This window comes from Amycolatopsis sp. PS_44_ISF1 (assembly GCF_032335455.1).
In the GTDB taxonomy this organism is placed as follows: Bacteria; Actinomycetota; Actinomycetes; order Mycobacteriales; family Pseudonocardiaceae; genus Amycolatopsis.
In genome coordinates this window covers 2041244-2066176 of sequence record NZ_JANUXO010000001.1, presented here as the reverse complement: position 1 = coordinate 2066176, position 24933 = coordinate 2041244, and the positions used below count along the sequence as shown (strand labels likewise).

Below are 24933 nucleotides of genomic sequence, written 5' to 3'. Positions count from 1 at the left end.
GGCGCGAGCGGTCGAGGCGCTACAGCGCGCGCAAGCCCTGCAGCACGCGCTCCATGAACTCGCGCGAGGAGCGGTCGCCGAGGATCAGCTCGGTCTGGTGGATCAGCACCAGGCCGAGGTCGGACATGTCGCCGACCAGCACCTTCACCACGCCCAGCGGGAGGCGCAGGTGCGCGGCGATCTCGGCGACCGAGCGGGTGTCCAGGCAGAGGTCGCAGATCCGGCGGTGCTCCATCGACCGGACCCCGCGGTACCGGCGGCCGTCGTCGCTGGTGGAGACGAGCGCTTCGAGGGCGAGGTTGTGGTCGGACCGGGTGCGGCCGCCGGTACGGGCGTAGGGGCGGACCCGGGAGCGGGCCGGTTTCGCCGAGGCGGCCTCGAAGGTCGGCTCCCGGGCCCACTCCGGTTCTGCGGTGGGGAATTCCGGCTGGGCCGGGTCCGGTTCGGGCTCCCATTCGGGCTCGGCGGCGTGGGCGGGCCGGGCGCGACCGGCGGTGGCCGGCCGGTCCTCGGCCGCGTGGGCCCGGCGACCGGTCGGCTCGGGCGGCCGGTCCTGGTCGGCGGCTTCGGTCTCGGACCAGTCGCCGGCCGCTTCGGCCCAGTCGGCCTCCGCGGGATCGGCCAGGCGGTGCTGGGCGTACCGCGCGGACTCGGGCGCAGGACGGTACGCGGAGTCGGCCGGGGCGGAGTGGTAATCCGTCTCGGCCGGGGGCTGGTGGTACCCCGGGTCGTAGACCGCGGGCGGGTAGCCGGGCCGCTCCGGGGCGAGGGGCGGTGGCCGGTAGCCCGAGTCGTACGGCGAACGCGCGTACCCGGTCTCCGGCGGCGGAGCCGAACGGCGGCGACGGCCGGGCTGGTGGTCCTCGTAGGACGGGCGTGGGGCTTCGTCGTCGTAGGCGGTCGAGCGGTGGCCCGAGCGGCTGGGACGGCGGTGCTCGTCGGCTGGGGGCGCCGGGTAGCCGGACGGGCGGCTCGCGGCGGCGTGACCGGTCGGCGCCGCGTGACCGGTCGGCCCGACGTGGTCGAACTGACCGGTTTGGCCGGTCTGTCCTTTGTGGCCGAACTGCCCGAGGTGGCCAGCCGGGGCGGGGTGGTATCCGCGGTCCCGGACCTCGGGCCGGGGGTCCTCCGGCCAGGTGCGGCCGTCGTCCTCGTAGTAGTGGTCCGAGGCGCCGGTCCACTCTTCGGGCGCCGAGGGCGGCGAGGCCACGGGGAGCGCCGGGATCGGCGGCGGCGGGGGGCTCGGACGACGGTGCGGCAGCATCGTCTTCAAGGTGCTCAGCTCGTAGTGACTGGGCGAGTCGAACGACTCCCGCTCGGTGCCGCGGTGCAGCGCGTCCCAAGCCCCCGTGTCGCTCTCACCGAATCCCGAGATCTTCATCCGCTAACCCCGCACCCCGCCCTGGAGCTGGGCGCGCAGTTCGGGGGTGAGCTGCTGGCCGACCCGCTCCACCAGCAGCGTCATCTCGTAGGCCACCGTGCCGATGTCGCAGGTCGGGGCGGCCAGCACCGCCATCGAGGAGCCGTCGGAGACCGACATGAGGAACAGGTACCCGCGTTCCATCTCGACCACGGTCTGGTTCACCCCGCCGGCCTCGAAGCAGCGGGCCGCGCCCTGGGTCAGGCTGATCAGCCCGGAGGCGACCGCCGAGAGCTGGTCGGCCCGGTCCTGCGGCAGCCCCTCCGAGGGCGCGAGCAGCAGACCGTCGGCCGACACCAGCACCCCGTGCGCGGCGCCGGGCACCCGGCGCACGAAGTCCGTGATCAACCAGCCGAACGTGCGCTGGCCCTCTTCCTGGCCGGACCCGGTCACTGCCCCTCCTCGCTGCCGCTGCTGCCGAACCCGAATCTCACCGTCCGCCATGATCACGGCCCACCCGTGAAGATGCCGTTCCCAGCGTATTCACCTGGCCGACGGTGTCGAGCCCCGTCGGCCGAGGTGGTGGGCACCGTACGTACTCAGCCGAGTGCGCACCGCGTGAACCCCGCCGGGACCACGCCATCGTGGGTCACTCCGTGGTGGCCGCGGCTACCCACGGCGGACGGATGTCCGCGCAGGTCACCGCCGTTCCGATCGGCCGGTCCGGCTGGATCGGGCCCGGCTCGGGCGAACCAGGTCCAGTCGACCCGGTTCCGGCCGGATACACCACTCCCCGAAGCGGGTGAAGACCGTCGAGTTCACTCCAACGGCCGCACCCCTCCGGCGGGTTCTCCGGGGCTAGCCCGCCCTCAGTGCCGAATCGTGGGCGATGGCGTGCTGCACGACCGAGATCAACACCTGCTTGGCCGAATCCCGCTCACGCGCGTCGCAGGCCATGATCGGCACCGACGGCGAGATGGTCAGCGCGTGCCGCACGTCCTCGATCTGGTGGTGCAGCAACCGGTCGAAGCAGTTGATCGCGACCACGTAGGGCAGCTTCCGGTTCTCGAAGAAGTCGATCGAGGGGAACGCGTCGGCCAGCCGCCGCGTGTCCACCAGCACCACCGCGCCGATCGCGCCGACCGCGAGGTCGTCCCACATGAACCAGAACCGGTGCTGGCCCGGCGTGCCGAACACGTACAGCACGAGGTCCGAGTCGAGCGAGATCCGGCCGAAGTCCATGGCCACCGTGGTGGTGGTCTTGTTCGGCGTGGCGGTGGTGTCGTCGTGGCCGACGCTCGCCTCGGTCATCATGGCCTCGGTGGTCAGCGGGTCGATCTCCGAGATCGCCCCGACCATCGTCGTCTTGCCCGAACCGAACCCACCGGCGACCACGATCTTGGCCGACGAGGTCGGGCCGGTCACCTGCGGCGCGTTCGCGTCGGAGTCAAATTCTCCGAAGCCCACTGAGCACCCTTTCCATGAACTCGATACTCGGGCGGTCGCCCACGGCGGTGTCGCTGGTCGAGTGCACCAGCACCAGGCCGAGCCCCGCCACGTCACCAATCAGCACCCGCACCACGCCCAGGGGCAGCCGCAGCAGCGCCGCCACCTCGGCCACGGAACGGGTGTCGAGGCACAGATCGCAGATCGACCGGTGCTCGGGCACGCGCACCCGGTCGAGCACGCGCCCCTGCTCGCTGGTCGAGATCAGGGCCTCGATCGCGAGGTCGTACGTCGGTTTGGTCCGGCCGCGGGTCCGGAAGTAGGGCCGGACCAGCCCGGAGGTCTCCACCTCGGTCACCGGAGGCTCGACCGAGGACTGCATCGGCAGCGCGGCCGCCAGCTCGTTCGACGAGGGCCCGGGCGAGCCGTCGTGCTCCGCGCTGAACGCCGCGAACTCGGCCGAGTCGTACAGCGGACCGCTGGCGCCGCCGAACAGCTCGGCCCCGGGACCGCCCAGCAGGCGGTCGCGGTAGCCGGGCCCGCCGCCGACGTCCGGTCCCTGCCCGGCGTTGCTGTCGGTCAGCCAGTTCGGCGGCTCCCGCACCGGGTCGGTGTCCGCCCCCTGGACGCGGCGGGCGCGCCATTCGCGGTCGACCCGGTCGCGGAAGGACTTCCAGTCCTCCCGCCCGTCCTCCCGCTCGGCCCACCCGCCGGTGAAGTCGTCACCGAGCCGGCCATCGCCCCTCAAGCGCCCGTCGTCCACGGTCTGCTCCTGAAGTTCCCGGCCCGCCTAGCGGCGGACCGCCGAGCCCTGCAGTTGCGCGCGCATCTCCGGGGTCAGCTGCTGGCCGACCCGTTCGACGAGCAGGGTCATCTCGTACACCACCAAGCCGATGTCGCTCTCCGGCGAGCCCAGCACCGCGAGGCACGAGCCGTCCGAGACCGACATCAGGAAGAGGAAGCCGTTAGCCATCTCGACCACGGTCTGCGCGACCGGGCCGCCTTCGAACACCTTCGCCGCCCCGCGCGCCAGGCTGGTCAGCCCGGACGCGACCGCCGCCAGCTGGTCGGCCCGGTCCTTCGGCAGGCCGCGCGAAGCGGCCAGCAGGAGCCCGTCCGCCGAGACGACGACCGCGTGGGCCGCGCCCGGCACCCGGTGCACGAAGTCCGTGATCAGCCACGCGAAGCTACCCGCCGCGCCGCCGGCCGCCCTGCCGTTCGGCTGCGCCGAGCCGCCTCCCGGCTGCACTGCACCCGCCCGTGTCACTGTCGCTCCTCACTGCTGTCGCTCAAGTACCCGGATCCACTCACCGGAACGCCGTCGTCGATCGGCCGGTCGTCGCCCGGCCGGTCCTGCAACGCGTGCCTCCCGGAGGTGTACCCACGCTGGAAGCTTGCCATCCTGCTGCGAGCCGCGGAGGCCGAGCGGGTCATCGCGCCCTTTCCGGGCAGTCCGGAAGTGGCGTCGGTGAAGGAATTGTGCGGCTCGGAGGATTCCGAGGGACTGCCGATCGAGCCCGGGACCAGGTACGCGTTGGGCACGCGCTTGGGCAGCCCGGCCGTCGTCACCTCCTCGTTCTTGGTCTCGAGCAACGACTGCGCGGCCTGCCAGCCTTCGTCGGAGGCACTGCTCCAGCTCTCGTCCGAGCCGTCGTCGGAACCAGGGTAGAGCGGTGTCGCTTCGATCGGTTCCTCCTGACGGGCCTCGTGCGTGCCGTTGCCGCGCTCCGCCGACAGCTCGGCGGCGGACGGGACGCGACCGGGGTGCTCCGGAGCTTCGGGCGCCCCGGACCGCTCCGCGGTGGCGGTCAGGTCCTCGGCCGGACCGGGCTCGCCGTCGCCGGCTCCGTCGCTGCCCTCGCTGAACCACCGCGACAGCACCGACTGGTAGATCGGCAGCCGCCGGGTCGGCACGTCGTCCTCCAGGGCCGACGCGCTGTCCTCGGCCGCGGGCTCCGCCCGCTGGGGCTCCTCCGGCGCGAGGTACTTCGGCTCGCGCTTCGGCAGCACCAGCGGCTGGAACTCCGCCTCCGCCAGACTCGCACCGTCTCCGTTGGGCTGCTGGGTGAGCGGCGCCAGATCCTCCGCGGTCGGCCAGGCCGGGGTGTCCGGCACCGGCATCTCCGGGCTGAGGAACGGGCCGGCGGCGCGGTTGCCCGAGACCAGGTCGTCGAGGCTGATCGGCTGGTCGAGCGGGACCAGGCCGCCGTTCGACGGAGCCGCGGGCTGTGGGGCCGGCGGGGGCATCGAAGGAGGTGGCGGCGTGGTTTCGGGCCCGCGCTCGACCGGCCGGTTCACCGGCGGGAAGCTCGGGTGCGAAACCTCGTTGCGGTTGACCGGCGGCGGGGTGTGCCGCGGCGGCGGCGTGGCCACCCGGATCTGCGTGAGCAGTTCGGCCGGCACCACGACCCGGGCGATCACCCCGCCCTCGATGTCCTCGTTCTCGCGCAGCCGGACCTCGATGCCGTGGCGCTGGGCCAGGCGGGCGACCACGTACAGGCCCATCCGCCGGGTCACCGACACGTCCAGGTCCGGCGGGTCGGCCAGCCGCTGGTTGATCTCCGCGAGCCGGTCCTCGCCCATGCCGACGCCGTGGTCGGTGACCTGGATGGCGAGCGCCTTCTTGCGGGTGATCACCGCGCGGACGGTGACCTTGGTCTCCGGCTCGGAGAAGTAGGTCGCGTTGTCGAGCAGCTCCGCGAGCACGTGCACGAGGTCGTGGATGGCCAGGCCCTGCACGGCGACCTCGGGCACGATGCCGACCTCGATGCGGGCGTACTGCTCGATCTCCGAGACCGCGGCGCCGATCACGTCACCGGCCGGCACCGGCTTGGGCACGGACTTGGCCAGGCCGGCGCCCGAGAGCACCAGCAGCGACTCGCCGTTGCGGCGCAGCCGGGTGGCCAGGTGGTCGAGCTCGAACAGGCTGGCCAGGTGGTCCGGGTCCTGCTCGTCGGCCTCCAGCCGGTCGATCACGCCCAGCTGGCGCTCCACCAGCCGCTGCGAGCGGCGGGAGAGGTTCACGAAGATGCCGTTGACGTTCTCGCGCAGCAGGGCCTGCTCGGCGGCCATCTTGACGGCCTGCTCGTGGACCACGTCGAACGAGCGCGCCACCTCGCCGATCTCGTCGCGGGAGGCGACCGGCACCGGGTCGACCGCCCGTTTCGAGGCACTGATCGGGTCCGGGTCGTCCAGGATCGACTGCACGGTCTCCGGCAGCCGGGTGTAGGCCACGTCCAGCGCCGTGGTCCGCAGCACCCGCAGCGGACGCAGCATCAGGCGGGCGACCACGAGCATCAGGACCAGGGCGGCGAGCAGCGCGGCGAGCACGATCGCGCCGCCGATCCAGGCCGAGCGCACGGCGTCGGAGGCCAGGCCGTCGGCCTGGGAGCGCAGCTGGGACAGCAGGCTGCTCTCCACCGCGTGCAGCTTGTCCGCCGCGACGGTGCTGGCCTGGGCGAGTTCGACGGCGTTGAGGTTCAGCCCCTCGCCCTGCTGGGCGAAGGCGAAGGCGGAGGCCTGCAGCCGGCGCCGGTCGTCGACCTCCGGGCCCGAGACGGTGTCGTTGTAGAGCTGGACCTGGTCGTCGGTGGCGTTCGCGAGGAACGCCGCGATCGCGGCGTCACCGCTGGCCTCCGAGGCCCGGGCCTCGTCGAGCAGGTCGCCGGGGAAACCGGACCGGACGGCCGCGATCTGCACGGCGGCGTCACCCCGGACGATGAACTCCTTGGCCTCGCTGATCGACTGCGCGCTGTTGCCCAGCCGCAGCAGCTCCCGGTCGGTGACCGCGGTGGTCACCTCACGGCCCAGCTGGATCAGCGCGTCGAGGACGGACGAGTAGGTGTCGAGCACCGCGATGTCGGAGTAGGAGGAGGAGCTGATGGCCGCGCGCAGCGGCTGCAGCGCGTCGAGGCGCTGGAGTCCGCGGGCGTACCGGTCGCTGGTGGCCTGGTCGTCGGTGTTCAACGTCACGACGGCGTTGCGCAGGTCGTCCACGTCCCGGTCGACCTTGGCCATCTGCGCGTCGAGGCCGGTCTGGCGCAGCGGGTCGTTCGACGAGACCCGGGCCACGGCCAGCGCGCGCTCGCCCTGCAGGTCGTGCACCACGGTGGTGACCTTGACCGCGAACGCGACCTGGTCGGCGGTGTGGCCGAACTGCACCGCCTGCCGGGCGTCGTCCACCACGCGCAGTGAGCCGAGCACCAGCGCGGTCAGCGTCGGGATGATCAGGATCAGGGCGAGCTTCGACCTGAGCCGCCAGTTGCCCAGCGCGAAGATCGAGCCCTTCCGCGCGGGAGCCGTCCCGCCTTCGGTCGCGGAAGCCCCGCCCGACCCCGCGGTGTCTTCGTCCGGCACCGCCGCACCACCATCGTCGTCCGGCCCCGAAGGGCCTTGTGAATTGAAGCCTGCCGAGCCCGGGACCACTATCCGCACACTCCCGGCAAGCGGCCCGGCTCTCCGAGGAGTCGGAGGACCGGGCAGGACCGCGCCATTACACCCGGTCGAGCGAGAAGATCGACTTCCCGGTGCGGTTCCCCGCCACTCCCGGCGCGGAATCGGTTCAGCACTAGCATGACGTTCGGTCCCCGCACTGGTCGATCACTGGTCCGTTCGGCCTAAGCCACCAGGTCGCCGACAAGCAACGGCCCGCGCAGAGTGCCCCTTGACGAGGCAGTCCCTCACTGAATCGGTGGTCCATACCGCACACTGCAGGAGCAGAGGGTAGCGAACGGCCAGCCGATTTGTAACCCTCTTGATCGCCTCGCAGGAGCACCCGTACAGCCGATCAAGACCATTCGGGCACCGGCGCCACGGGTCGTATCGGCCACACAACGAGGTCTTCGCTCACCTGTACGAGTGATGCAGACCACGAAGACAACGTTTTTGGCCACCCATTGTGATCGCCAGATCGCTTCTCTACAGTAGCCGCGTGACTCCGGACAATGAGCCACACCCCAACCCATCGGTCAGCCATGTGGTGACCTCATTCTCCAAGGAGCGGCCTTGTTTGATTCAGCCGGGAGCGGCCAGCCCAGACTCGGGCGCCGGGGCTTCCTCTCGCTCGCCATGGCCGGTGGCGTCGCGCTGACCGCGAGCGGCTGCGGTCTGCTGGGCGGTTCGGACGACTCGGGCAGCGCGAACAACGCCTCGGGCCTGGAGAAGCCGAAGATCAAGGTGTCGATCATGCCGACGATCGACGTGGCCCCGTTCCACCTCGCGGTGCAGAACGGCTACTTCAAGGCCGAGGGCCTGGAGGTCGAGACCGTCGACGCCGCCAGCGGTGACGCCTCCCTGCAGAAGCTGCAGGCCGGCGAGGTCGACATCGCCTACTCCAGCTACACGCCGTTCTTCGTGGTGAAGAACAAGACCAACGCCGACATCAAGTTCGTCGCCGACGCCTCCTCGGCCGGCCCGAAGAGCACCGAAATCGTCGCGATGCCCAACGGCAGCGTGAAGAGCGTGCACGACCTGGCGGGCAAGAAGATCGCCATCACCGCGCAGAACACGATCTGCGACACCCTGACCAAGTCGGTCATGCGCGACAACGGCGTGGACTACACGAAGGTCCAGTGGGTCCCCTTCCCGTTCCCGCAGATCGGCGGCGCGGTCAAGCGCGGCGACGTGGACGCGGGCTTCCTGACCGAGCCGTTCATCACCGGCTCGGCCAAGGCCAACGGCACCGTGCCCATCGTGGACACCGCTTCCGGGGCCACGCAGGACTTCCCGACCGCGGGCTACGGCTCGCTGGGCAAGTTCACCTCGGCGAACCCGAAGACCGTGGCGGCCTTCCAGCGCGCGATGCTGCGCGCCACCAAGGAAGCGGCGGACCGCTCGAAGATCGAGCCGCTGATGGTGCAGTTCTCCAAGGTCGACCAGGCCACCGCCTCGCTGACCGCGCTGCTGACCTTCCAGTCGGCGTTGGACGCCCGGCGCCTGCAGCGGGTCCCGGACCTGCTGCAGCAGTTCGGCAGCATCACCAGCAAGATCGACGTGTCCTCGATGATCGTGCCGACGGCGAGCGCATCCTGACGTGAGGATCGTCCGCAATCTGGCCGGTCTGCTCGGCTTCCTCCTGATCTGGGAGATCGTCGTGCGGGCCGGCCTGGTCGACCCGAACGACCTGCCCCCGCCGACCGTGGTGTTCGCCCGGATCGGCGAGTTGCTCGGCGACACCGACTTCGTCCGCGACGTCATCGCGTCGGTGCTCGCCTGGGCCATCGCGATGGTCATCTCCACCGCGATCGCGGTTCCCGCCGGCCTGCTGCTCGGCAGCATCGGCTGGCTGCGCGAAGCCACGAAGGCGATCGTCGAATTCCTCCGGCCCATCCCGTCCGTCGCGCTGATCCCGCTGGTGCTGATCCTGGTCGGCGGCGGGCCCGAGTCGAAGATCACCCTGGCCGTGTACGCGGCGGTGTGGCCGATCCTGTTCAACACCGTCTACGCACTGTCCGAAATGGACCCGCTGCTGGCCGAGACCGCGCGGGCCTACGGCACGCCCCCCTCGCGCGTGCTCACCTCGGTGTCGCTGCCGCACGCGGCGCCGTTCGTGTTCACCGGCATCCGGATGTCCGCGTCGATCTCGCTGATCCTGGTGATCAGCACCGAATTCCTGGCCGGGGCCAAGCTCGGCATCGGGCAGTTCATCCTCGAGGCCTCCTCGGGCGAGAACCGGATGGACCTGGTGCTCGCGGGCACCGTGGTCGCCGGCCTCCTGGGCTTCGTGGTCAACGAGGGCCTGGAGCGGCTGGGCCGGCGGCTGTTCGGCTGGAGCACCGCCGACGAAGGGGCCGCCGCATGACCGTCGTCGAGAAGCCTTCGGCCGTGACCGTGCGCGGCCGCGTGAGCCGCGGGCTGAACGGGTTCGCCCGCAAGTGGCTGCTGTTCGTCGTGCTCGTGCTCCTCTGGGAGATCGCGACGCGGCTGAGCCAGAACGTGTTCTTCCCGCCGCCGAGCCAGATCGCCGTGGCGGCGGCCCGGCTCTGGTTCTCCGGGCCGGCCTCGCACGGGTTCCTCGGCGACGCGGTGTTCGAGCACATCTTCCCCAGCCTCGCCCGGGTGCTCGGCGGCTGGCTGATCTCGGTGGTGCTCGGCGTCGCGCTGGGGCTCGCGCTCGGCCGCTCGCGCACCGGGATGGACTACGTGGGGCCCTTGTTCGCGTTCTTCCGCGCGATCCCGCCGCCCGCGCTGGTCCCGGTGTTCCTGGTGCTGTTCCACGTCGGGCCGGGCATGCAGACCGCCACCATCATCTTCGGCGCGCTCTGGCCGATCGTGCTCAACACGGTCGACGGCGCGCGCTCGGTGGACAAGGTGAAGGCCGAGACCGCGCGGGCGTTCCGCACCCCGCGGCGGTACTGGCTCGGGCTGGTGGTGCTGCCCGCGGCGCTGCCGAAGATCTTCGCCGGGCTGCGGCTCTCGCTGTCGATCGCGTTGATCCTGATGGCCATCTCCGAGCTCGTCGGCGCGCTCAACGGCATCGGCTACGCGCTGCTGTACGCCCAGCGGTCCTACGACCTCGACCAGATGTGGGCGTGGATCGTGCTGCTGGGCCTCCTGGGTTACGGGTTCAACGCGGCCCTGCTCGCCGTCGGGCGCCGGGTGCTCGCGTGGCAGCCCGGCCGCCACTAGCGTTTCGGAAGGTAGTCACATGTCGACCATGCTCGAGGTCTCCGGCCTCAGCCACCGCTACGGCACCGGGGCGCAGTCCCACACCGCCGTGCACGAGCTGTCGTTCACGGTCGAGGCCGGCCAGCTGGCGTGCATCGTCGGGCCGTCCGGCTGCGGCAAGTCGACGCTGCTGCGGGCGATCGCCGGGCTCGTCCCCCCGACCTCGGGCACTGTGCGCCTGCACGGCGACCCGGTCGACGGGGTGCCCGAGGACCTGGCCGTGGTGTTCCAGGACTACAGCCGCTCGCTGTTCCCGTGGCTGAGCGTGGCCAAGAACGTCGAGTTCCCGTTGCGCTGGGGCAAGCTGGGCAAGGCCGAACGCCGTGAGCGGGCCGCGGCGTCGCTGGCCGCCGTCGGGCTCTCCGGGGTCGGCGGCAAGTTCCCGTGGCAGCTCTCGGGCGGGATGCAGCAGCGGGTGTCCATCGCCCGCGCGCTGGCCCGTCGCCCGGCGCTGCTGATCATGGACGAGCCCTTCGCCTCGGTCGACGCGCAGACCCGGTTCGAGCTGGAGGACCTGCTGCGCCGGGTGCAGCGCGAGCAGGGCACCACCGTGCTGCTGGTCACGCACGACATCGACGAGAGCGTCTACCTGGGCGACCGGGTGCTGGTGCTGTCGAAGTCACCGGCCTCGATCGTCGCGGACCTGCCGGTCGGCCTGCCCGCGCAGCGCGACCAGATCACCACCCGCGAGTCGGCCGAGTTCGTCACCCTGCGCGGTGAGGTGGCCCGGCTGCTGCACAGCGCCCCGGCGCGCACCGCCGCCGCGGACGCCGCCGAATGGGACCTGGCCTCGGCCGCCGAGCAGGCGGCCGTCACCGAGGATGCCAAGCGCTGAACCGATCGTGCGGGCCGGTTCGGGCCCGCACGAGTCGTTCAGCCCTTCGCCCTTGAGTCGTGGCCGGTGTCCTCCGGGCTGATCTCGGGCAGGGTCCGCACGCCGAGCACGTGGGCGCCGACCAGCTTGCGCGTGGCCAGGTTGCCCATCGGCATGAAGGTGCTCGCCTGCACGTCCCGCCACATGCGCTCGAACGGCAGCGCCTTGGTGTAGGACATGCCGCCCAGCACGTCCACCAGGCGCTGCATCACCTGCACGGCGTTGTTGGCGGCCACGTACTTCACCATCGAGCAGCGCGCGACGCCGTCCTGCACGTCACCGGTGAACAGCCGGCGGCTGGTCACCTCTTCGGCGTGGCGGTGGATCAGCGCGCGGGAGGACTCCAGCAGGATCTGGCACTCCCCGATCGCGTCCTGCAGCACCGGGTCTTCGGTCTTCCCGCGCCGGCGCAGCGAATTCACGGTCCAGTCGAGCGCGCCCGCCGCGACTCCCGTGTAGACGGCCGAGAAGGCCGGCATGGCCCACGCCCAAACGGTTTCCAGCACGCGCGCGTCGAGGTGCCTGACCGGCAGCGAGTGCACCACGGCCGCGTCCTCGACGAACACCCGGTCCAGCTCGACGTCGTTGCTCTGGGTGCCGCGCATGCCCATCGTGTCCCAGGTCCGGTGGATCGTGACGCCGGGCTGGTCCAGGGCGATCTGGCAGAGCAGCAGCCGCGGGCCGCCGTCCGCGTCCTCGTGGCGCGCGGTGGTGGAGCAGTGCGTGGCGACGGCCGAGTTGGTCGCGAAGCTCTTGCGGCCGGACAGCTCGAACCCGCCGTCGACCTTGACCGCCACCGTCTTCGAGTCGGTCATGTCGTTGCGCAGACCGGTCTCGCTGGTGATCGAGGCCCAGATCAGCTCGCCCTCGCACGCCTTGGTGAGCAGCTCGGCCAGCCGCGGCGCCCGGGTGCGGCGCCAGACGCTGGCCCACTGCCCCAGCGGCGAGAGGTGCATGGTGAAGGCCAGGGCCGTGGCGCCGTCGCCCCGGGCCAGCCGCTCCAGCACCGGCAGGATCTCAGGCAGCCCGGCGCCCGCCCCGCCCAGCTCCTCGGGCACCGACAGGCGCAGGAAACCCGCTTCCCTCAGGTCCTCGTAGTTCTCGTGGGGGAAGGTGTTCTCGCGATCGTGGAGGGCCGCGCGCTCGGCGAACACGTCCGCGAGCTTTCCGGCCCGGTCGACGAGTTCCTGCTGTCCGGGAGTCAGTAGAGGCTGCACCCGGCCATCCAAACAGCGTCACCCGGTTGGGTCAATGCGGCCGGGCCCCGGGCGAACCGGGCCTCAGTAGATGGTCCGGGGATTCGGGTCCACCTTGACGTGCACCAGGCTGGGCCCGGCCGAAGCCAGCGCGGCGGCGAGCGCGGGCCGCAGCTCCTGCGGCTGGTCGACGGTGACGGCCGAGCAGCCCATGCTCCGCGCGAGCTGCGCGAAGTCGATGCCGCCCAGCTCCGTGCCCGGCATCTTCCGGCCGCCCGCGTTCTCACCGAGGATGCGCACGGCGGCGTACTGCGCGTTGTCGAGGACCACGAAGGTCACCGGCACGTGCTCGCGCGCGGCCGTCCACAGGGCCTGCACGCAGTACATGCTGGAGCCGTCACCCAGCACCGCCACCACCTTGCGGTCCGGCCGCCCCATGGCCGCGCCGACCGCTGCGGGCAGACCGTAGCCCAGTGTCCCGCTCGCGACGGTGAGGAAGCCGGTGTCCGTGGCCGTGATCGGCAGGTGCTCGTGCAGGCTGGTGCGGTGGCTCGGCGTCTCCTCGACCAGGATCGTGTTGTCCGGCAACAGTTCCGCGACGACCGAGTAGGCGTAGTCCGGGGAGATGGGGGTGACCTCGGCGGGCTTGGCCGCCCGCGCGGGCCGGGCCGCGACCGGGCGGGCGGCCGGGAGGACCCGGTCCGAGAGGGCCCGGATGGCCGGTCCGGGCGTCGAACGGATCCCGGTGCCGATGGCGACGCGCGAAAGGACCTGCTCGTCGTCGCTGATCACGTACAGCGGCGGCAGCGCGATGTCGGGCTCGCCGCGGTAGACGTGGTAGGTGAACGCGGGCGCGCCCAGCACCACCACGAGGTCGTGGTCTTCGAGCGCGTCGGCCACCGCGCGGCGCTCGGGCCGCAGGAAGCCGAGGAACTGCCGGTGGTCCTCGGGGAACGAGCAGCGCGACGACATCGGCGCGGCCCACACCCCCGCGCCGAGCTTCTCCGCCAGCGCCACGAGCTGCGGGACCGCGCCGTCCGCGTCCACGCTCGCGCCGACCACCAGGGCGGGGCGCTCGGCGCCGTCCAGCGCGGCGGCCAGTTCGGCGAGCGCGTCCGGGTCGGGCGCGAAACCGCGGACCGGGTGCCCGGACGGGATCGGCATGGTGGCCTCGTGGTCCCAGTCGTCGACCGGGACCGAGACGAACACCGGGCCCTGGGGCGCCTGCGTCGCGATGTGGTGGGCGCGGGCGATGGCCGCGGGCACGTCCTCGGCCCGGGCCGGCTCCACGCTCCACTTCACGTACGGCTTGGGGAAGTCCACCGCCTCGACCGCCCCGAGGAAGGGCTCGTCCGGCAGCAGCGACCGCGTCTGCTGCCCGGCCAGCACGATCAGCGGCGCCCGGTTGCGGAAGGCGGTGAACACGTGCCCGAGCGAATGCCCCACCCCGCCCGCCGAGTGCAGGTTGACCAGCACCGGCCGGCGGGTGGCCTGCGCGTAGCCGTCGGCCATCGCGACCACGGCCGACTCCTGCAACCCGAGCACGTAGGTGAAGTCGTCGGGCCAGTCGGTGAGGAACGCGACCTCGGTCGTGCCGGGGTTGCCGAACACCGTGGTCAGGCCGAGGTTGCGGAGCAGCTCGCGGGTGACGTCCCGGACCGTGCGAGGGGGCATGGGATCACGGTAACCCGCCGGATCGGCCCGCGGGGCCCGGGATCCTCCGGTGACGGGACCGGTGCCGCGGTCCCGTCTCCGCCGAAAACGGCGCCGGGCCCCCCCTCCCGGAGGAGGCGGGGCCCGGCGGTCGGGCGGAAGGTGCTCAGCCGATCAGGCCGGAGAGCCCGGTGCCCTTGAAGGAGCCCCAGCCGGTGACCTGGTCGTAGCCCGGGCCGGCGGTGAAGCCGGTGGTGCCGTTGAGGCTGTTGTTGCCGGTGGTGACGTCGTGGAACCCGGTGGCGTACGAGCTGCCGTTGCCGATGCTGTAGAAGGTCGGGTTCAGGTTGCCCAGCCCGCCGCCGTGCACCTGGTTCTGCAGCGTGGCGAAGCCGGCCCACAGCGGGGCCGCGCCCGAGGTGCCCCAGACGTTGCCGGTGGTGCCGCCGCTGACGATGGTGTAGGCCGAGCCCATGGCCGCGTCACCCGCGACGTCCGGGACCTTGCGCTTCGTGGTGCTCTGCTTCGACTGCCAGGACGGGGCGGTGAACACGGTGGAGATGCCGCCGCCGCCCGCGCCGTTCGAGCCGTCGTTCCAGGCCTTCTCACTGCTGTAGCCGTTGGACGAGGTCACGCTCAGCTGGGTGCCGCCGACGCCGGAGACGTTCGGGCTGGACGCCGGGAAGTCGACCGCCCGGGCGTCGCTGCCGGTCTGGCGGGCGCAGTCGGTGGTGCCGTCGTCGCCCGCGGCGGCGAAGTAGCTGATGCCCTCCGCGGTGCCGGACGCCAGCGCGGAGTTCACGCTGTTGGCCGCCGAGGAGCCCTCGGCCGCCTCGCACGAGCCCCACGAGATGGAGACGACCTTGACCTTCGCGTCGGACGCGATCTTCTGGTACATCGCCAGCTCACCGGCGTTGGTGTTCGGGGCCTCGTACACGTAGTCGTTGGCCGGGGCGGCCAGCGCGTGCACGACCTCGATGTCCAGGTCGACCTCGGTCTCGCCTTCGCCGGGGCTGGAGTCGTAGTTGGCGCCGCTGACCGAGACCGTCGAGACGGAGCCGGCCTTGAGGCCGTACTTCGAGTCGTAGCTGGTGATGTCGGATTTCCGGTAGCCGTCGAACTCGACGAAGCCGACGTTCACGCCCGCGCCGGTGGCCGAGAGGCCGCTGGTGCCGTAGGCGCTCTTGAGGATGGGCGGGGTCACGGCCTTGACCACGTGGGGTGCGGCCTGGGCGGTGGAGTGCTTCTTCACCGCGTGGTTGTCGAGGCCGACCACGGCGCCGACCACCGACGAGACGGAGGCGGGCAGCGAAGGAGCGGCGTCGTTCGCGAAGAACTCCCGGCCGGTGACCTGGTCCCGGTAATTGCCGATCCGGGTGTGGAAAGCCGATTCGAGCTGAGCGGCCGAACCGGTGAAGTTGATCGCCTGCCGGTTGCCGGAAACCTCGATCCCGGAGGCACCGTTTTGTTTCAGGAATGAAACAGCCTGGTTCACCTCGGCCTGCGTTGGGCCGAATGCCGCGTTGAACTGAGCCGGGGTGAGGAAGCGGTGGTATTCGGGCGAGGCCGGGTTCTGCACGTCGGAAAGGAACTGGCCGAGCGCCTGCTGGTTGTGCAGCTTCAGCGACAGCGCGGCGGGGATCTGCTGGTCGGCGCCGACGTCGCCGATGCGGGCGCTCTGGGCCAGCGGGGCGGCGCCCGCGGCCATCGTGACCAGTGGGTCCGCCTGGGCGGCGGGGGCAAGGGAAAGGCACAGCAAAGCCGGCAGCGGGACCGCTGCAGCGACGAGCTTGCGCAAGCGCATGGCAATTCCTCTCGAACGGTGGGGGACCGCGCCGGAACACAATCAGGGCCCCGTGCCCCGGCAATGAGAGGAGCATAAGAAATTCTTGAGCCATCAAGTAACCTACTTTTGTCTGAGCTTGCGCATAACTCGTGAGCGCAATTGTCGAGGCTTTTGACCGCTACCGATCCGTAGCTCCCGAATGGGCTGCGGGTTCGGAAATGTCGGTCTTGCCGGGCTCCCCCGTGGCCGGTTGCTCCGGCCGCGGGGCCGGTGCGGCCGGGTCAGCCCCCGACCAGCGCGGCCCATTCACCGACCGCGGCGGCGTCCACAGTGGACTTCCAGCCGCCCGGTCGCACCGCGCTGCCGACGTGGAACCCGCGGACCCCGCCCGCGCGCAGGAGGTGCACCTGCTGCGCGCGCAGGCCGCCGCCGACGAGCAGGGCCGGTCCGGGTTCGCGGCGCGCGAGCTGCTGCAGCACGGACAGTCCGCGGCCCACGCCGGCCGGGTGCCCCGCCGCCAGCACGGTGTCGCAGCCCAGCTCGGCCAGCACCTCGTACGCGGCGATCGGGTCGCGCGCGTGGTCGATGGCGCGGTGGAAGGTCCAGGCCAGCCCGTCGATCTCCTTCAGCAACGCCCGGCAGGCCTCGACGTCGACCTCGTCGTCCTCGGTCAGGAAGCCGAACACGAACTCGCGCGCCCCGGCCTCCACCAGCTTCGCGGCGTCGGACCGCAACGCGTCGAGGTCACCGGCGGCGAACGAGTCGGCGTTGCGCAGCATGACCCGCACGGGCAGGTCGGTCGCGGCGAGCACCTCGCGCACCGTCGCCTCGTCGGGGGTGAGCCCGTCGCTGGCCATGTCGGCGACCAGTTCGAGCCGATCCGCCCCGCCCTCCTGCGCGCGCTGCGCGTCCTCGGCGCCCAGCGCGATCACTTCCAGCAGGGCGGTCTTCGAGCTCATGCCTCATCCGTTTCACTCAGGGTGCGGGGTGTCTTCCCCCCGCGCGTGGCGACCGCGGCGGAACCCGCCTTGAAGGCTCGTCATCCGCTCGCGCACCGCTTCGGGGGAAAGCGAGAGTATCGGCCGCTGCTCCGGCACCCGCCCGGGGCCGTGCTCGACGTCCGCGACCCGCAGGAACGGCCAGGTGTCCTCGGCCCCGTCCTCCTGCTCCAGCTCCTCGGACGTCGGCCACTGCGGATCCGCCTCCGAGGTGAACGCGTGGAAGTCGGGCTCTTCGGTGGGGTACTGGGGTTCCTCGGCCGGTTCCTCCGGCGCGAGCGGCCCGGCTTCGGGTTGCTGCGGCTCCCCTTGCTGCGGCTCCACCGAGAACTCCGGCTCCGGCTCGGCCACCGGGAACAGCAGTTGCTCCGGCGCCGTCCGCGCGGGCCGCGTCGGCTCGGCCTCGGCCACCGGAATCTCGTACTCCGCGACCGGCAGCGGCTCCGGAGGCGTGGGCATCGGAGTGTCGAGGGACGGCGAGACGGCGTCGAACCAGCGCGAGAGCACGTCGCGGTACGCCGGCATCCGCTCGGTCGGCGCGTCGAAGTCCAGGTGGGAACGCTGTTCCGCGGCGGGCGGCCACGGCGGCGGGCTCTCCACCACCGGCGCCCGCCGCGGCGGGCCCGGCTCCAGCGACGGCGTGAGCAGGACCTCCGCCGAAGACTCCGAACCAGCTTCCGGTTCCTCGAAGGCTTTGGCGGTCTCGGGAGCAGCGAAGATCTCGGGGTCCGCCGAGGACGCGGTGTCCTCGAAGTCCCCGGAGACCCCGGAGACCGCGGGAACCGCCGAAGCCGGATCCCCCACGGCCACCGGGATCAGCGGCGCGAGCGGAGCCGGCAACTCCGGCGCGGGCTCGGCCGCCGGCGGCACCGACGGGTCCGAAGACCCGACCGGCACCGGGGCCTCGGTGATCAACGCCCCCGGCACCAGCACCGTCGCGCGCAGCCCGGAGCCCTCGGCCGGGTGCAGCCGGACGTCGATGGCGTGGCGTTCGGCGAGCGTCGCCACCACGTACAGACCCATCCGGCGCGACACCTCGACGTCGACGTCCGGCGGGTGGGCCAGCCGGGCGTTCGTCCGGTCGATCTCGGCCTGCGGCATGCCCGCGCCGCGGTCGGTGATGTCGATCCGCCAGGCCCCGTCCGGGGTTCGCGCGCTCCCGACGGTGACGGTGGTGCGCTCGTCCGAATACCGCGTCGCGTTCTCCAGCAGCTCCGAAACCACGTGCACGAGGTCGTTCACGGCCTCGCCGCGCACCGCCAGCGCGGGACCGGGGCCGAGCTCGATCCGCTGGTAGTGCTCGACCTCGCTGAGCGCCGCGCCGATGATTTCATCGGCGAGCACCGCGCCGTTGTCCTCGCGCACCAGGTCGGTGCCCGAGAGCACCAGCAGGTTCTCGCTGTTGCGCCGCATGCGCGTGGCCAGGTGGTCGAGTTCGAACAGGCCCGCGAGCGTGTCCGGGTCCTGTTCGCCGGCCTCCATCCGGTCGAGCACCGCCAACTGCCGCTCGACCAGGTCCTGGCTCCGCTGCGAGAGGTTGACGAACATCGCGTTGACGTTTTCGCGCAGCATCGCCTGCTCCGCGGCGAGCCGCACCGCTTCGCCGTGCACCTGGTCGAAGGCCCGTGCGACCTGGCCGACCTCCTCGCGCGTGAACACCGGCACCGGCGCGACGGCCGCGCGGTGCCGCATCTTTTCCGGCGCCGGGTCCGGTTCGGTCAGCAGCCGTTGCACGGCCTCGGGCAGCCGGTGGTCGGCGACCTCCAGCGCGGTCCGCCGCAGCACGCGCAACGGCCGCAGCAGCGACCGCGCGATGATCACCGACAGCACCCCGGCCACCAGCAGCACGGCCAGCACCACGCCGCCGTCCCAGATGGTCGAGGTCCGGGCGCGGGCGGCCAGCGCGTCGGTCTGCTCCTGCAGTTGCACCAGCAGGGCCTGCTGCACCTGGTGCGCGAGGTTCACCGTGTAGGTCGACGCGGTGTCCCACTGGTCGGCGTCCAGCCCGGCCAGCGACTGCCCGTTCTCGGCCCGGGTGAGCACCGATTCGACCAGGTCGTTGCCGATGTCGACGATCTGGCCGAGCACCGTGTCGTCGTACATCCGCTGCTGGTCGGCCGTGGCGAAGGTGCGGTAGTCGTTGCGGGCGGCGGCCAGCTCGGCCTCGGCGCCCAGCAGCGCGCGGTTGCGGTCGCTGTTCAGGCTCCCCTCGGCGAGCGCCTCGGCCATGATCGCGCGCTTGACCGACATCTGGTCCTTGATCCGCGCCAGTGCGTTGCCGGCCAGGCGCAGCCGCGCGAGCTGCGGGTCGGACACGTCGGCGGCGGCGGTGTCGCTGATGTCGAGCAGACCGGAGATCAACGCGCTGTAGGACCGCAGCACGGCGTCGGCCGGGTAGGCGGAGTGCTCGGCGGAGTACCGCAGCCCGCCGAGCACGCGGAGCCGGTCGTCGCTCTGCTGTAATCCGTCGGCGGCCGAAGGGGCGAGGCGCGGCTTGCTGTCGGCCAGCGTCTTCTCGAACAGCCCGACGGCCCGGTCCACGCGCGTGCGCTGCCCCGCGAGGTCGGCCGGGTTGCCCTGCCGGTTGCCGGCCACGAACCGGACCGTGACGTCACGCTCGCGTTGCAGCTGGTGCAGCAGCTCGGCCACCGCGCTGTCCACCCGGCCGCGCGCGGCGAACTCGGCGAGCTGCTGGGCTTCGCGCAAGTCGCTGCTCACGCGCAAACCGACCAACCCGATCACGGCCAGCGCCGGGATCAGCAGCACCGCGAAGAGCTTGGTGCGCAACCGCCAGTTGCGCAGCCGCCAGCGGCCGCCGGCCTTCGGCTGGGCAGCGGGATCCGCCACGCCGCCCGGCCGGGGGCGCTGGTCGCGACGGGTCACCTGGGCTTCCTTTTCACCGCGGGACCTCACCCGCGGACGGCGTCGGGTTGTGCACCTCGGGCCCACCGGAGGGTAGGTCGCACCGGATGCGTTCGGGAAGCCACGGGTCTGGTGAAACAGTGGCGGGGCCATGGCCCTGTCCGCGATGGTATGGGCAGCGGACCATAAGCTCCAGCATGATGAGCAGATTCTCCCGGTAGGTGAGAGCGGATGAACACACGCGGACTGGCGTTGGCCCTGGTGGCGGTTCTGCTGGCCACCAGTGGCTGCTCTCTGTTCCGATCCGGTGACTCAGCGCCGACCCCGGCGCTGGAGCGGACCACGTTGCGCGTCGGCGTCGCGAACCCGATCGACACGGCCCCCCTGCGGATCGCCGTGGCCGCCGGGGACTTCCGTCGAGCGGGGCTGAACGTAGACCTGGTGGAGCTGGGCCCGGCCGACGGCCCGGCGGAACTGACCTCCGGCCGGCTGGACGTGACCTTCGGCAGCGACGTCTCGCTGTTCCGCGCCGCCGGCACCGGCACCGCGCTCCAGTTGCAGGGCGAGGCCTACGCCTCGGGCGAAAACACCATCGCGCTGGTCACCCTGCCCGGATCCGACTACACCAAGCCCACGGACAAGAAGTCGCCGAAGATCGCGGTGGACGCCCCGGACGACCTCGGCGCGCTGACCGCGGGCTCGGTGCTCGCGACCGCCGGCGTCGACCGGGGCCGGATCCGGTACGTGACCCGCCCGTTCGACCAGATGCCGGAGGCCCTGCAGTCCGGCGCGGCCGACGCGGCGCTGATGGTCGAGCCGTTCATCACCCGCGCGGAGAAGGAGCTGGGCGCGCAGATCCTCGCCGACGGCTCCAGCGGCGCCACCCTGGGCTTCCCGGCCTCGAGCTACGCCGCCACCGGTGCGTTCGCGCAGACGAACCCGCACGTGCTCGCCGTCTTCCGCCGCGTGCTGACCCAGGCCCAGCTCGCCGCCGCCGATCCGGCGAAGGTGCGCGACGCGCTGCCGACCTTCTCCGACATCGACGCGACCACGGCGGCGCTGATCGCGCTGGGCAGCTACCCGACCACGCTGTCCGCGACCCGGCTGCAACGGGTCGCGGACCTGATGCACACCGCGGGCCGGCTGTCGAACCGGCTGGACGTGCAGTCGATGCTCCCGGCGGAAGACCAGCCGTAACCCGGGGCGCCTCAGATGTTCGCACCGGCCGGGGCCAGGCAGACCGTCCTCGCCGGCGGGCCCGCGTACGCGAGGGCGGTGTCGGCATCCCCGCACTGGCCGTCGTCGCCGTCGTGCACGGTCACGCGGGCCTCGGCGGCCGGGTCGGCGCAGGTGACCTTGCGCACCGAGGCGTCGTCGTCGACGTCGCTCAGGCAGTCGCCGGAGACGACGTTGAGGGCGAGGCAGAGCGTCCGATCCGGTTCCCCGCCGCGACGGGAGGAACCGGTGAACACCTGGAACCGCACGTAGTCGCTGCCGTGGCAGGCCGAGCCGCCCGTGGCGACGTCGTCCACCTTGTAGGTCGCGCGCCGGTCCGAGCAGCCGACGCCGTGGTAGCCGGTGTCGAGGTTGTCGTCGCTGAGGTAGACGCAGCTACCGGCCACCGGCGGCCCGGCCGAGCGCGTGATCGCGGCGACCCCGAACGCGGCCAGCGAGCCGAGCCCCACCGCGACCACCACGGCGCCGCCGAGCAGCACCTTCGTCGTGGTGCTCAGCGGTCCCGGCCGGGGCGCGGGGGCCGGGGGCCGGAACGGGTTCGCGGCCGGCGGGCCGCCGAACGGTGGTGTGCTCAAGGGGCCCCTCCCAATGGTCCGGGTGGCCATCTTGGCACCCGGACGCCCGCGGCGGGAGGGACGGGCGCGGGGGAACGTATAAAGGACGGGTGACTGATGGCCCCCTGATCGTCCAGTCCGACAAGACCGTGCTGCTCGAGGTCGACCACGCGCAGGCCGACGACGCGCGGATCGCCATCGCGCCGTTCGCCGAGCTGGAACGCGCCCCCGAACACGTGCACACCTACCGGATCACCCCGCTGGCCCTGTGGAACGCGCGGGCCGCCGGGCACGACGCGGAGCAGGTGGTCGACGCGCTGACCACCTACTCCCGCTTCCCGGTGCCGCAGCCGTTGCTGATCGACGTCGTCGACGTGATGGGCCGGTTCGGCCGGCTGCAGATCGCCAACCACCCGGCGCACGGGCTGGTGATGTCCACCACCGACCGCGCGGTGCTGGAGGAGGTCGCGCGGAACAAGAAGATCAGCCCGATGCTGGGCGCCCGCGTCGACCAGGACACCGTGGTCGTGCACCCGTCCGAACGCGGGCGGCTCAAGCAGGCGCTGCTGAAGGTCGGCTGGCCGGCCGAGGACCTCGCGGGCTACGTCGACGGCGAGGCGCACCCGATCGACCTCGACGAGCGGGACTGGGAGCTGCGCGACTACCAGCGTCGCGCGGCCGAGGCGTTCTGGGCCGGCGGCTCGGGCGTGGTCGTGCTGCCGTGCGGCGCGGGCAAGACGCTCGTCGGCGCGGCCGCGATGGCCAAGGCCGAGGCGACCACGCTGATCCTGGTGACCAACACCGTCGCGGGACGGCAGTGGAAGCGCGAGCTGATCGCGCGCACCTCGCTGACCGAGGAGGAGATCGGCGAGTACTCCGGGGAGAAGAAGGAGATCCGCCCGGTCACCATCGCGACCTACCAGGTGATCACCCGCAAGAGCAAGGGCGAGTACCGCCACCTGGAGCTGTTCGACTCCCGCGACTGGGGCCTGGTCGTCTACGACGAGGTCCACCTGCTGCCCGCCCCGGTCTTCCGGATGACCGCGGACCTGCAGTCGCGCCGCCGCCTCGGCCTCACCGCCACGCTGGTCCGCGAAGACGGCCGTGAGGGCGACGTGTTCTCCCTGATCGGCCCGAAGCGGTACGACGTGCCGTGGCGCGACATCGAGGCGCAGGGCTGGATCGCGCCCGCGGAGTGCACCGAGGTGCGGGTCACCCTGACCGACGCCGAGCGCTTGGCCTACGCCACCGCGGAGGCCGACGAGCGGTACAAGCTGGCCGCCACGGCCATGACCAAGACCCCGGTGATCAAGTCCATTGTGGAGCGTCACGCGGGCGAGCCGACCCTGGTCATCGGCGCCTACCTCGACCAGCTCGAGATGCTGGGCGACGAGCTGGACGCCCCGGTGATCCAGGGCTCGACGCGGAACAAGGAGCGCGAGGAGCTGTTCGACCGCTTCCGCCGCGGCGAGCTGCGCACGCTGGTGGTGTCCAAGGTGGCGAACTTCTCGATCGACCTGCCGGAGGCCTCGGTGGCGATCCAGATCTCCGGCACGTTCGGCTCCCGCCAGGAGGAGGCCCAGCGGCTGGGCCGGCTGCTGCGGCCCAAGACCGACGGCCGTCAGGCGCACTTCTACTCGATCGTCTCGCGGGACACCGTCGACACCGAGTACGCGGCGCACCGGCAGCGCTTCCTGGCCGAACAGGGCTACGCCTACCACATCGTGGACGCCGAAGACCTGCGCCGGCCGCTGTAGCTCAGGCCGCTCCGGCCTCGGCCGGCTGGGCGGCACCGCGCATGCGGTTGACGGCCCAGCCGACCAGCGCCGCGGCCACGAAGGTCAGCGAGAGGCCGGACACGGTCGCGGCCGACTGGAACTGGCCGGACTGCTGGACGCTCCAGTGCGGGGTGGCGATGCTGCCGGTGAACAGTGCCGCGAGGATGGTGCCGGTCACGGCGATGCCGACCGCGGAGGTGACCTCCGTGGCGGTGTCGACCAGGGCCGCGCCGATCGTGCTGCGGTTCTTCGGCAGGCCGCGGAGCACGTTGACGCCGGCGACCGCGCCGACCACGCGCATCCCGGCGGCCTCGATCGCGAGGGCGACGGCGATCCAGACGTAGCCGTGGCTGTTCATCACGGCGTACACGGCGAGCCCGAGCACCACGGCGGCGGCGCTGAGCCAGGCGGCGCGCTCGATGCCGACGCGCTGCACGAACGGGTCGACGAACCGGCCGCCCGCGAGCAGGACGATCACCTGCGGCAGCAGGCCGAGCGCCGCCAGGGTGGGGGTCCAGCCCCAGGCGAGCTGCAGTTGCAGGGTGACCAGGTAGCCGAGGCCACCGGTGGCCAGTCCGGCCGCGGCCTTGTAGGCCAGGCCGCTGGAGACGAGCGGGCGCGCGACGAGCTTGAGGTCGAGCAGTGGGTGGCGCGCGGAGAGCTGGCGCCGGACGAACAGGACCACGGCGGCGAGGGCGGCGCCGGCGGTCAGCCAGGGCAGCGGTGAGCCGGTGCCCTCGTCGACGAAGAGCGTGGGCGAGAGCAGGGCGAGCACGACGGTCGCGGTGCCCAGGATCGCGCCGGGCCAGTCGACCGGGTCGCGGTGCAGGCCGGCCGCGTCGTCGCGGGTGATGCCGGCGCGGATGCCGAGGATCGCGAGCACCGCGATCGGCACGTTGACCAGCAGCAGGACCTGCCACGGGGCGACGGCCAGCACCAGGCCGCCCGCCGTGGGCCCGAAGGCGAGCCCGATCATGCCGATGGTGGAGATGAGGGTCAGCGCGCGCACGCGCAGGCGGTCCGAGTCGAACAGCCGGAAGGCCAGCGCCATCGAGCCGGGGGTGGTCATCGCCGCGGCGACGCCCATCACCACCCGGACGCCGATCAGCTGCGCGGCGCTGCCGACGAAGGCGGTCGCCAGGCTGGCGACGCCCAGCAGGGTCAGGCCGACGAGCATGACCCGGCGGCGGCCGAACCGGTCGGCGATCGCGCCGAAGGCCAGCATCAGACCGCCGAAGACGACCGAATAGGCGCCGGTCACCCACTGCAGCGCCGTGGTCGAGGCCCGCAGATCGTGGCCGATGGTGGGCAGCGCGACGTTCAGGATCGAGTTGTCGAGCATCTCGAACAGGAACACCGCGGCGAGCCCGGCCAGCGCGGGCCAGGCGTCGCGCAGGGATTGCGGACCGGTCCCGGTGGCCGGCCGGTCGGTGCTGGGGGCACTCATGAGCGCTCCTTTCGTCGAGTCAAGCGGTACGAACACTGTTCTATCTATGAACAGTGTTCGTGTCAAGGGTATAGTCCA

19 protein-coding genes are annotated in these 24933 nt (G+C 72.0%); 6 read left to right on the top strand and 13 right to left on the bottom strand.

The window, feature by feature from the left end:
- Nucleotides 1–19 precede the first annotated feature (19 nt).
- The 6 genes from NYF13_RS09415 to NYF13_RS09390 form a co-directional block, all read right to left on the bottom strand.
- On the bottom strand, nucleotides 20–1381 hold the full coding sequence (locus NYF13_RS09415) for a DUF742 domain-containing protein (RefSeq protein WP_315655667.1): 1362 nt from the start codon (nucleotides 1379–1381) through the stop codon (nucleotides 20–22).
- 3 nt (nucleotides 1382–1384) lie between these two features.
- Entirely contained in the window at nucleotides 1385–1813 is a 429-nt protein-coding gene (locus NYF13_RS09410; protein WP_315655665.1) for a roadblock/LC7 domain-containing protein, read from the bottom strand.
- A gap of 405 nt (nucleotides 1814–2218) precedes the next feature.
- Nucleotides 2219–2827: an ATP/GTP-binding protein gene (locus tag NYF13_RS09405; protein WP_091617305.1), complete on the bottom strand. Its 609-nt coding sequence runs from the start codon at nucleotides 2825–2827 to the stop codon at nucleotides 2219–2221.
- Entirely contained in the window at nucleotides 2808–3569 is a 762-nt protein-coding gene (locus NYF13_RS09400) for a DUF742 domain-containing protein (RefSeq protein WP_315655663.1), read from the bottom strand. The genes NYF13_RS09405 and NYF13_RS09400 overlap by 20 nt, the downstream gene beginning before the upstream one ends.
- A 27-nt stretch (nucleotides 3570–3596) precedes the next feature.
- Nucleotides 3597–4073 carry a roadblock/LC7 domain-containing protein gene (locus NYF13_RS09395; protein WP_396286839.1) on the bottom strand — a complete coding sequence of 159 codons (477 nt, stop codon included), beginning with the start codon at nucleotides 4071–4073 and terminating at the stop codon, nucleotides 3597–3599.
- Entirely contained in the window at nucleotides 4070–7162 is a 3093-nt protein-coding gene (locus NYF13_RS09390; protein ID WP_315655661.1) for a nitrate- and nitrite sensing domain-containing protein, read from the bottom strand. Before NYF13_RS09390 ends, NYF13_RS09395 begins: the two co-directional genes overlap by 4 nt.
- A gap of 711 nt (nucleotides 7163–7873) precedes the next feature.
- Between NYF13_RS09390 and NYF13_RS09385 the strand changes: the two genes are divergently transcribed.
- From NYF13_RS09385 to NYF13_RS09370, 4 genes are read left to right on the top strand one after another with little or no spacing between them, the layout of a single operon-like run.
- Entirely contained in the window at nucleotides 7874–8836 is a 963-nt protein-coding gene (locus NYF13_RS09385) for an ABC transporter substrate-binding protein (protein ID WP_315657275.1), read from the top strand.
- Between the two features lies 1 nt (nucleotide 8837).
- Entirely contained in the window at nucleotides 8838–9605 is a 768-nt protein-coding gene (locus NYF13_RS09380; protein WP_315655660.1) for an ABC transporter permease, read from the top strand.
- On the top strand, nucleotides 9602–10432 hold the full coding sequence (locus NYF13_RS09375) for an ABC transporter permease (RefSeq protein ID WP_315655659.1): 831 nt from the start codon (nucleotides 9602–9604) through the stop codon (nucleotides 10430–10432). The genes NYF13_RS09380 and NYF13_RS09375 overlap by 4 nt, the downstream gene beginning before the upstream one ends.
- A gap of 19 nt (nucleotides 10433–10451) precedes the next feature.
- A complete protein-coding gene (locus NYF13_RS09370) occupies nucleotides 10452–11306 on the top strand; it encodes an ABC transporter ATP-binding protein (protein WP_315655658.1) in 855 nt (284 codons plus the stop codon).
- A 38-nt stretch (nucleotides 11307–11344) separates the two neighbouring features.
- On the opposite strand, the gene NYF13_RS09365 is transcribed toward NYF13_RS09370, so the two are convergent.
- From NYF13_RS09365 to NYF13_RS09345, 5 genes are all read right to left on the bottom strand, one after another.
- Nucleotides 11345–12562, bottom strand: coding sequence for an acyl-CoA dehydrogenase family protein (locus NYF13_RS09365; RefSeq protein ID WP_315655657.1), 1218 nt, complete (start codon nucleotides 12560–12562; stop codon nucleotides 11345–11347).
- 63 nt (nucleotides 12563–12625) lie between these two features.
- Nucleotides 12626–14215: a benzoylformate decarboxylase gene (gene mdlC / locus NYF13_RS09360; RefSeq protein ID WP_315655655.1), complete on the bottom strand. Its 1590-nt coding sequence runs from the start codon at nucleotides 14213–14215 to the stop codon at nucleotides 12626–12628.
- Between the two features lie 145 nt (nucleotides 14216–14360).
- Nucleotides 14361–15998 carry a S53 family serine peptidase gene (locus tag NYF13_RS09355; RefSeq protein WP_315655654.1) on the bottom strand — a complete coding sequence of 546 codons (1638 nt, stop codon included), beginning with the start codon at nucleotides 15996–15998 and terminating at the stop codon, nucleotides 14361–14363.
- Nucleotides 15999–16261: 263 nt separating this feature from the next.
- Complete coding sequence (locus NYF13_RS09350; protein ID WP_315655653.1) at nucleotides 16262–16939, bottom strand: copper homeostasis protein CutC; 678 nt, start codon at nucleotides 16937–16939, stop codon at nucleotides 16262–16264.
- 12 nt (nucleotides 16940–16951) lie between these two features.
- Entirely contained in the window at nucleotides 16952–19861 is a 2910-nt protein-coding gene (locus tag NYF13_RS09345) for a nitrate- and nitrite sensing domain-containing protein (protein WP_315655652.1), read from the bottom strand.
- 210 nt (nucleotides 19862–20071) lie between these two features.
- On the opposite strand from NYF13_RS09345, the gene NYF13_RS09340 reads away from it, so the two are divergent.
- On the top strand, nucleotides 20072–21037 hold the full coding sequence (locus NYF13_RS09340) for an ABC transporter substrate-binding protein (protein WP_315655651.1): 966 nt from the start codon (nucleotides 20072–20074) through the stop codon (nucleotides 21035–21037).
- A gap of 11 nt (nucleotides 21038–21048) precedes the next feature.
- On the opposite strand, the gene NYF13_RS09335 is transcribed toward NYF13_RS09340, so the two are convergent.
- On the bottom strand, nucleotides 21049–21651 hold the full coding sequence (locus tag NYF13_RS09335) for a hypothetical protein (RefSeq protein WP_315655649.1): 603 nt from the start codon (nucleotides 21649–21651) through the stop codon (nucleotides 21049–21051).
- A gap of 89 nt (nucleotides 21652–21740) precedes the next feature.
- On the opposite strand from NYF13_RS09335, the gene NYF13_RS09330 reads away from it, so the two are divergent.
- On the top strand, nucleotides 21741–23387 hold the full coding sequence (locus NYF13_RS09330) for a DNA repair helicase XPB (RefSeq protein WP_315655648.1): 1647 nt from the start codon (nucleotides 21741–21743) through the stop codon (nucleotides 23385–23387).
- Nucleotide 23388: 1 nt separating this feature from the next.
- Here NYF13_RS09330 and NYF13_RS09325 read toward each other — a convergent pair whose 3' ends face one another.
- Nucleotides 23389–24855: an MFS transporter gene (locus tag NYF13_RS09325; protein ID WP_315655647.1), complete on the bottom strand. Its 1467-nt coding sequence runs from the start codon at nucleotides 24853–24855 to the stop codon at nucleotides 23389–23391.
- Nucleotides 24856–24933: the final 78 nt, after the last annotated feature.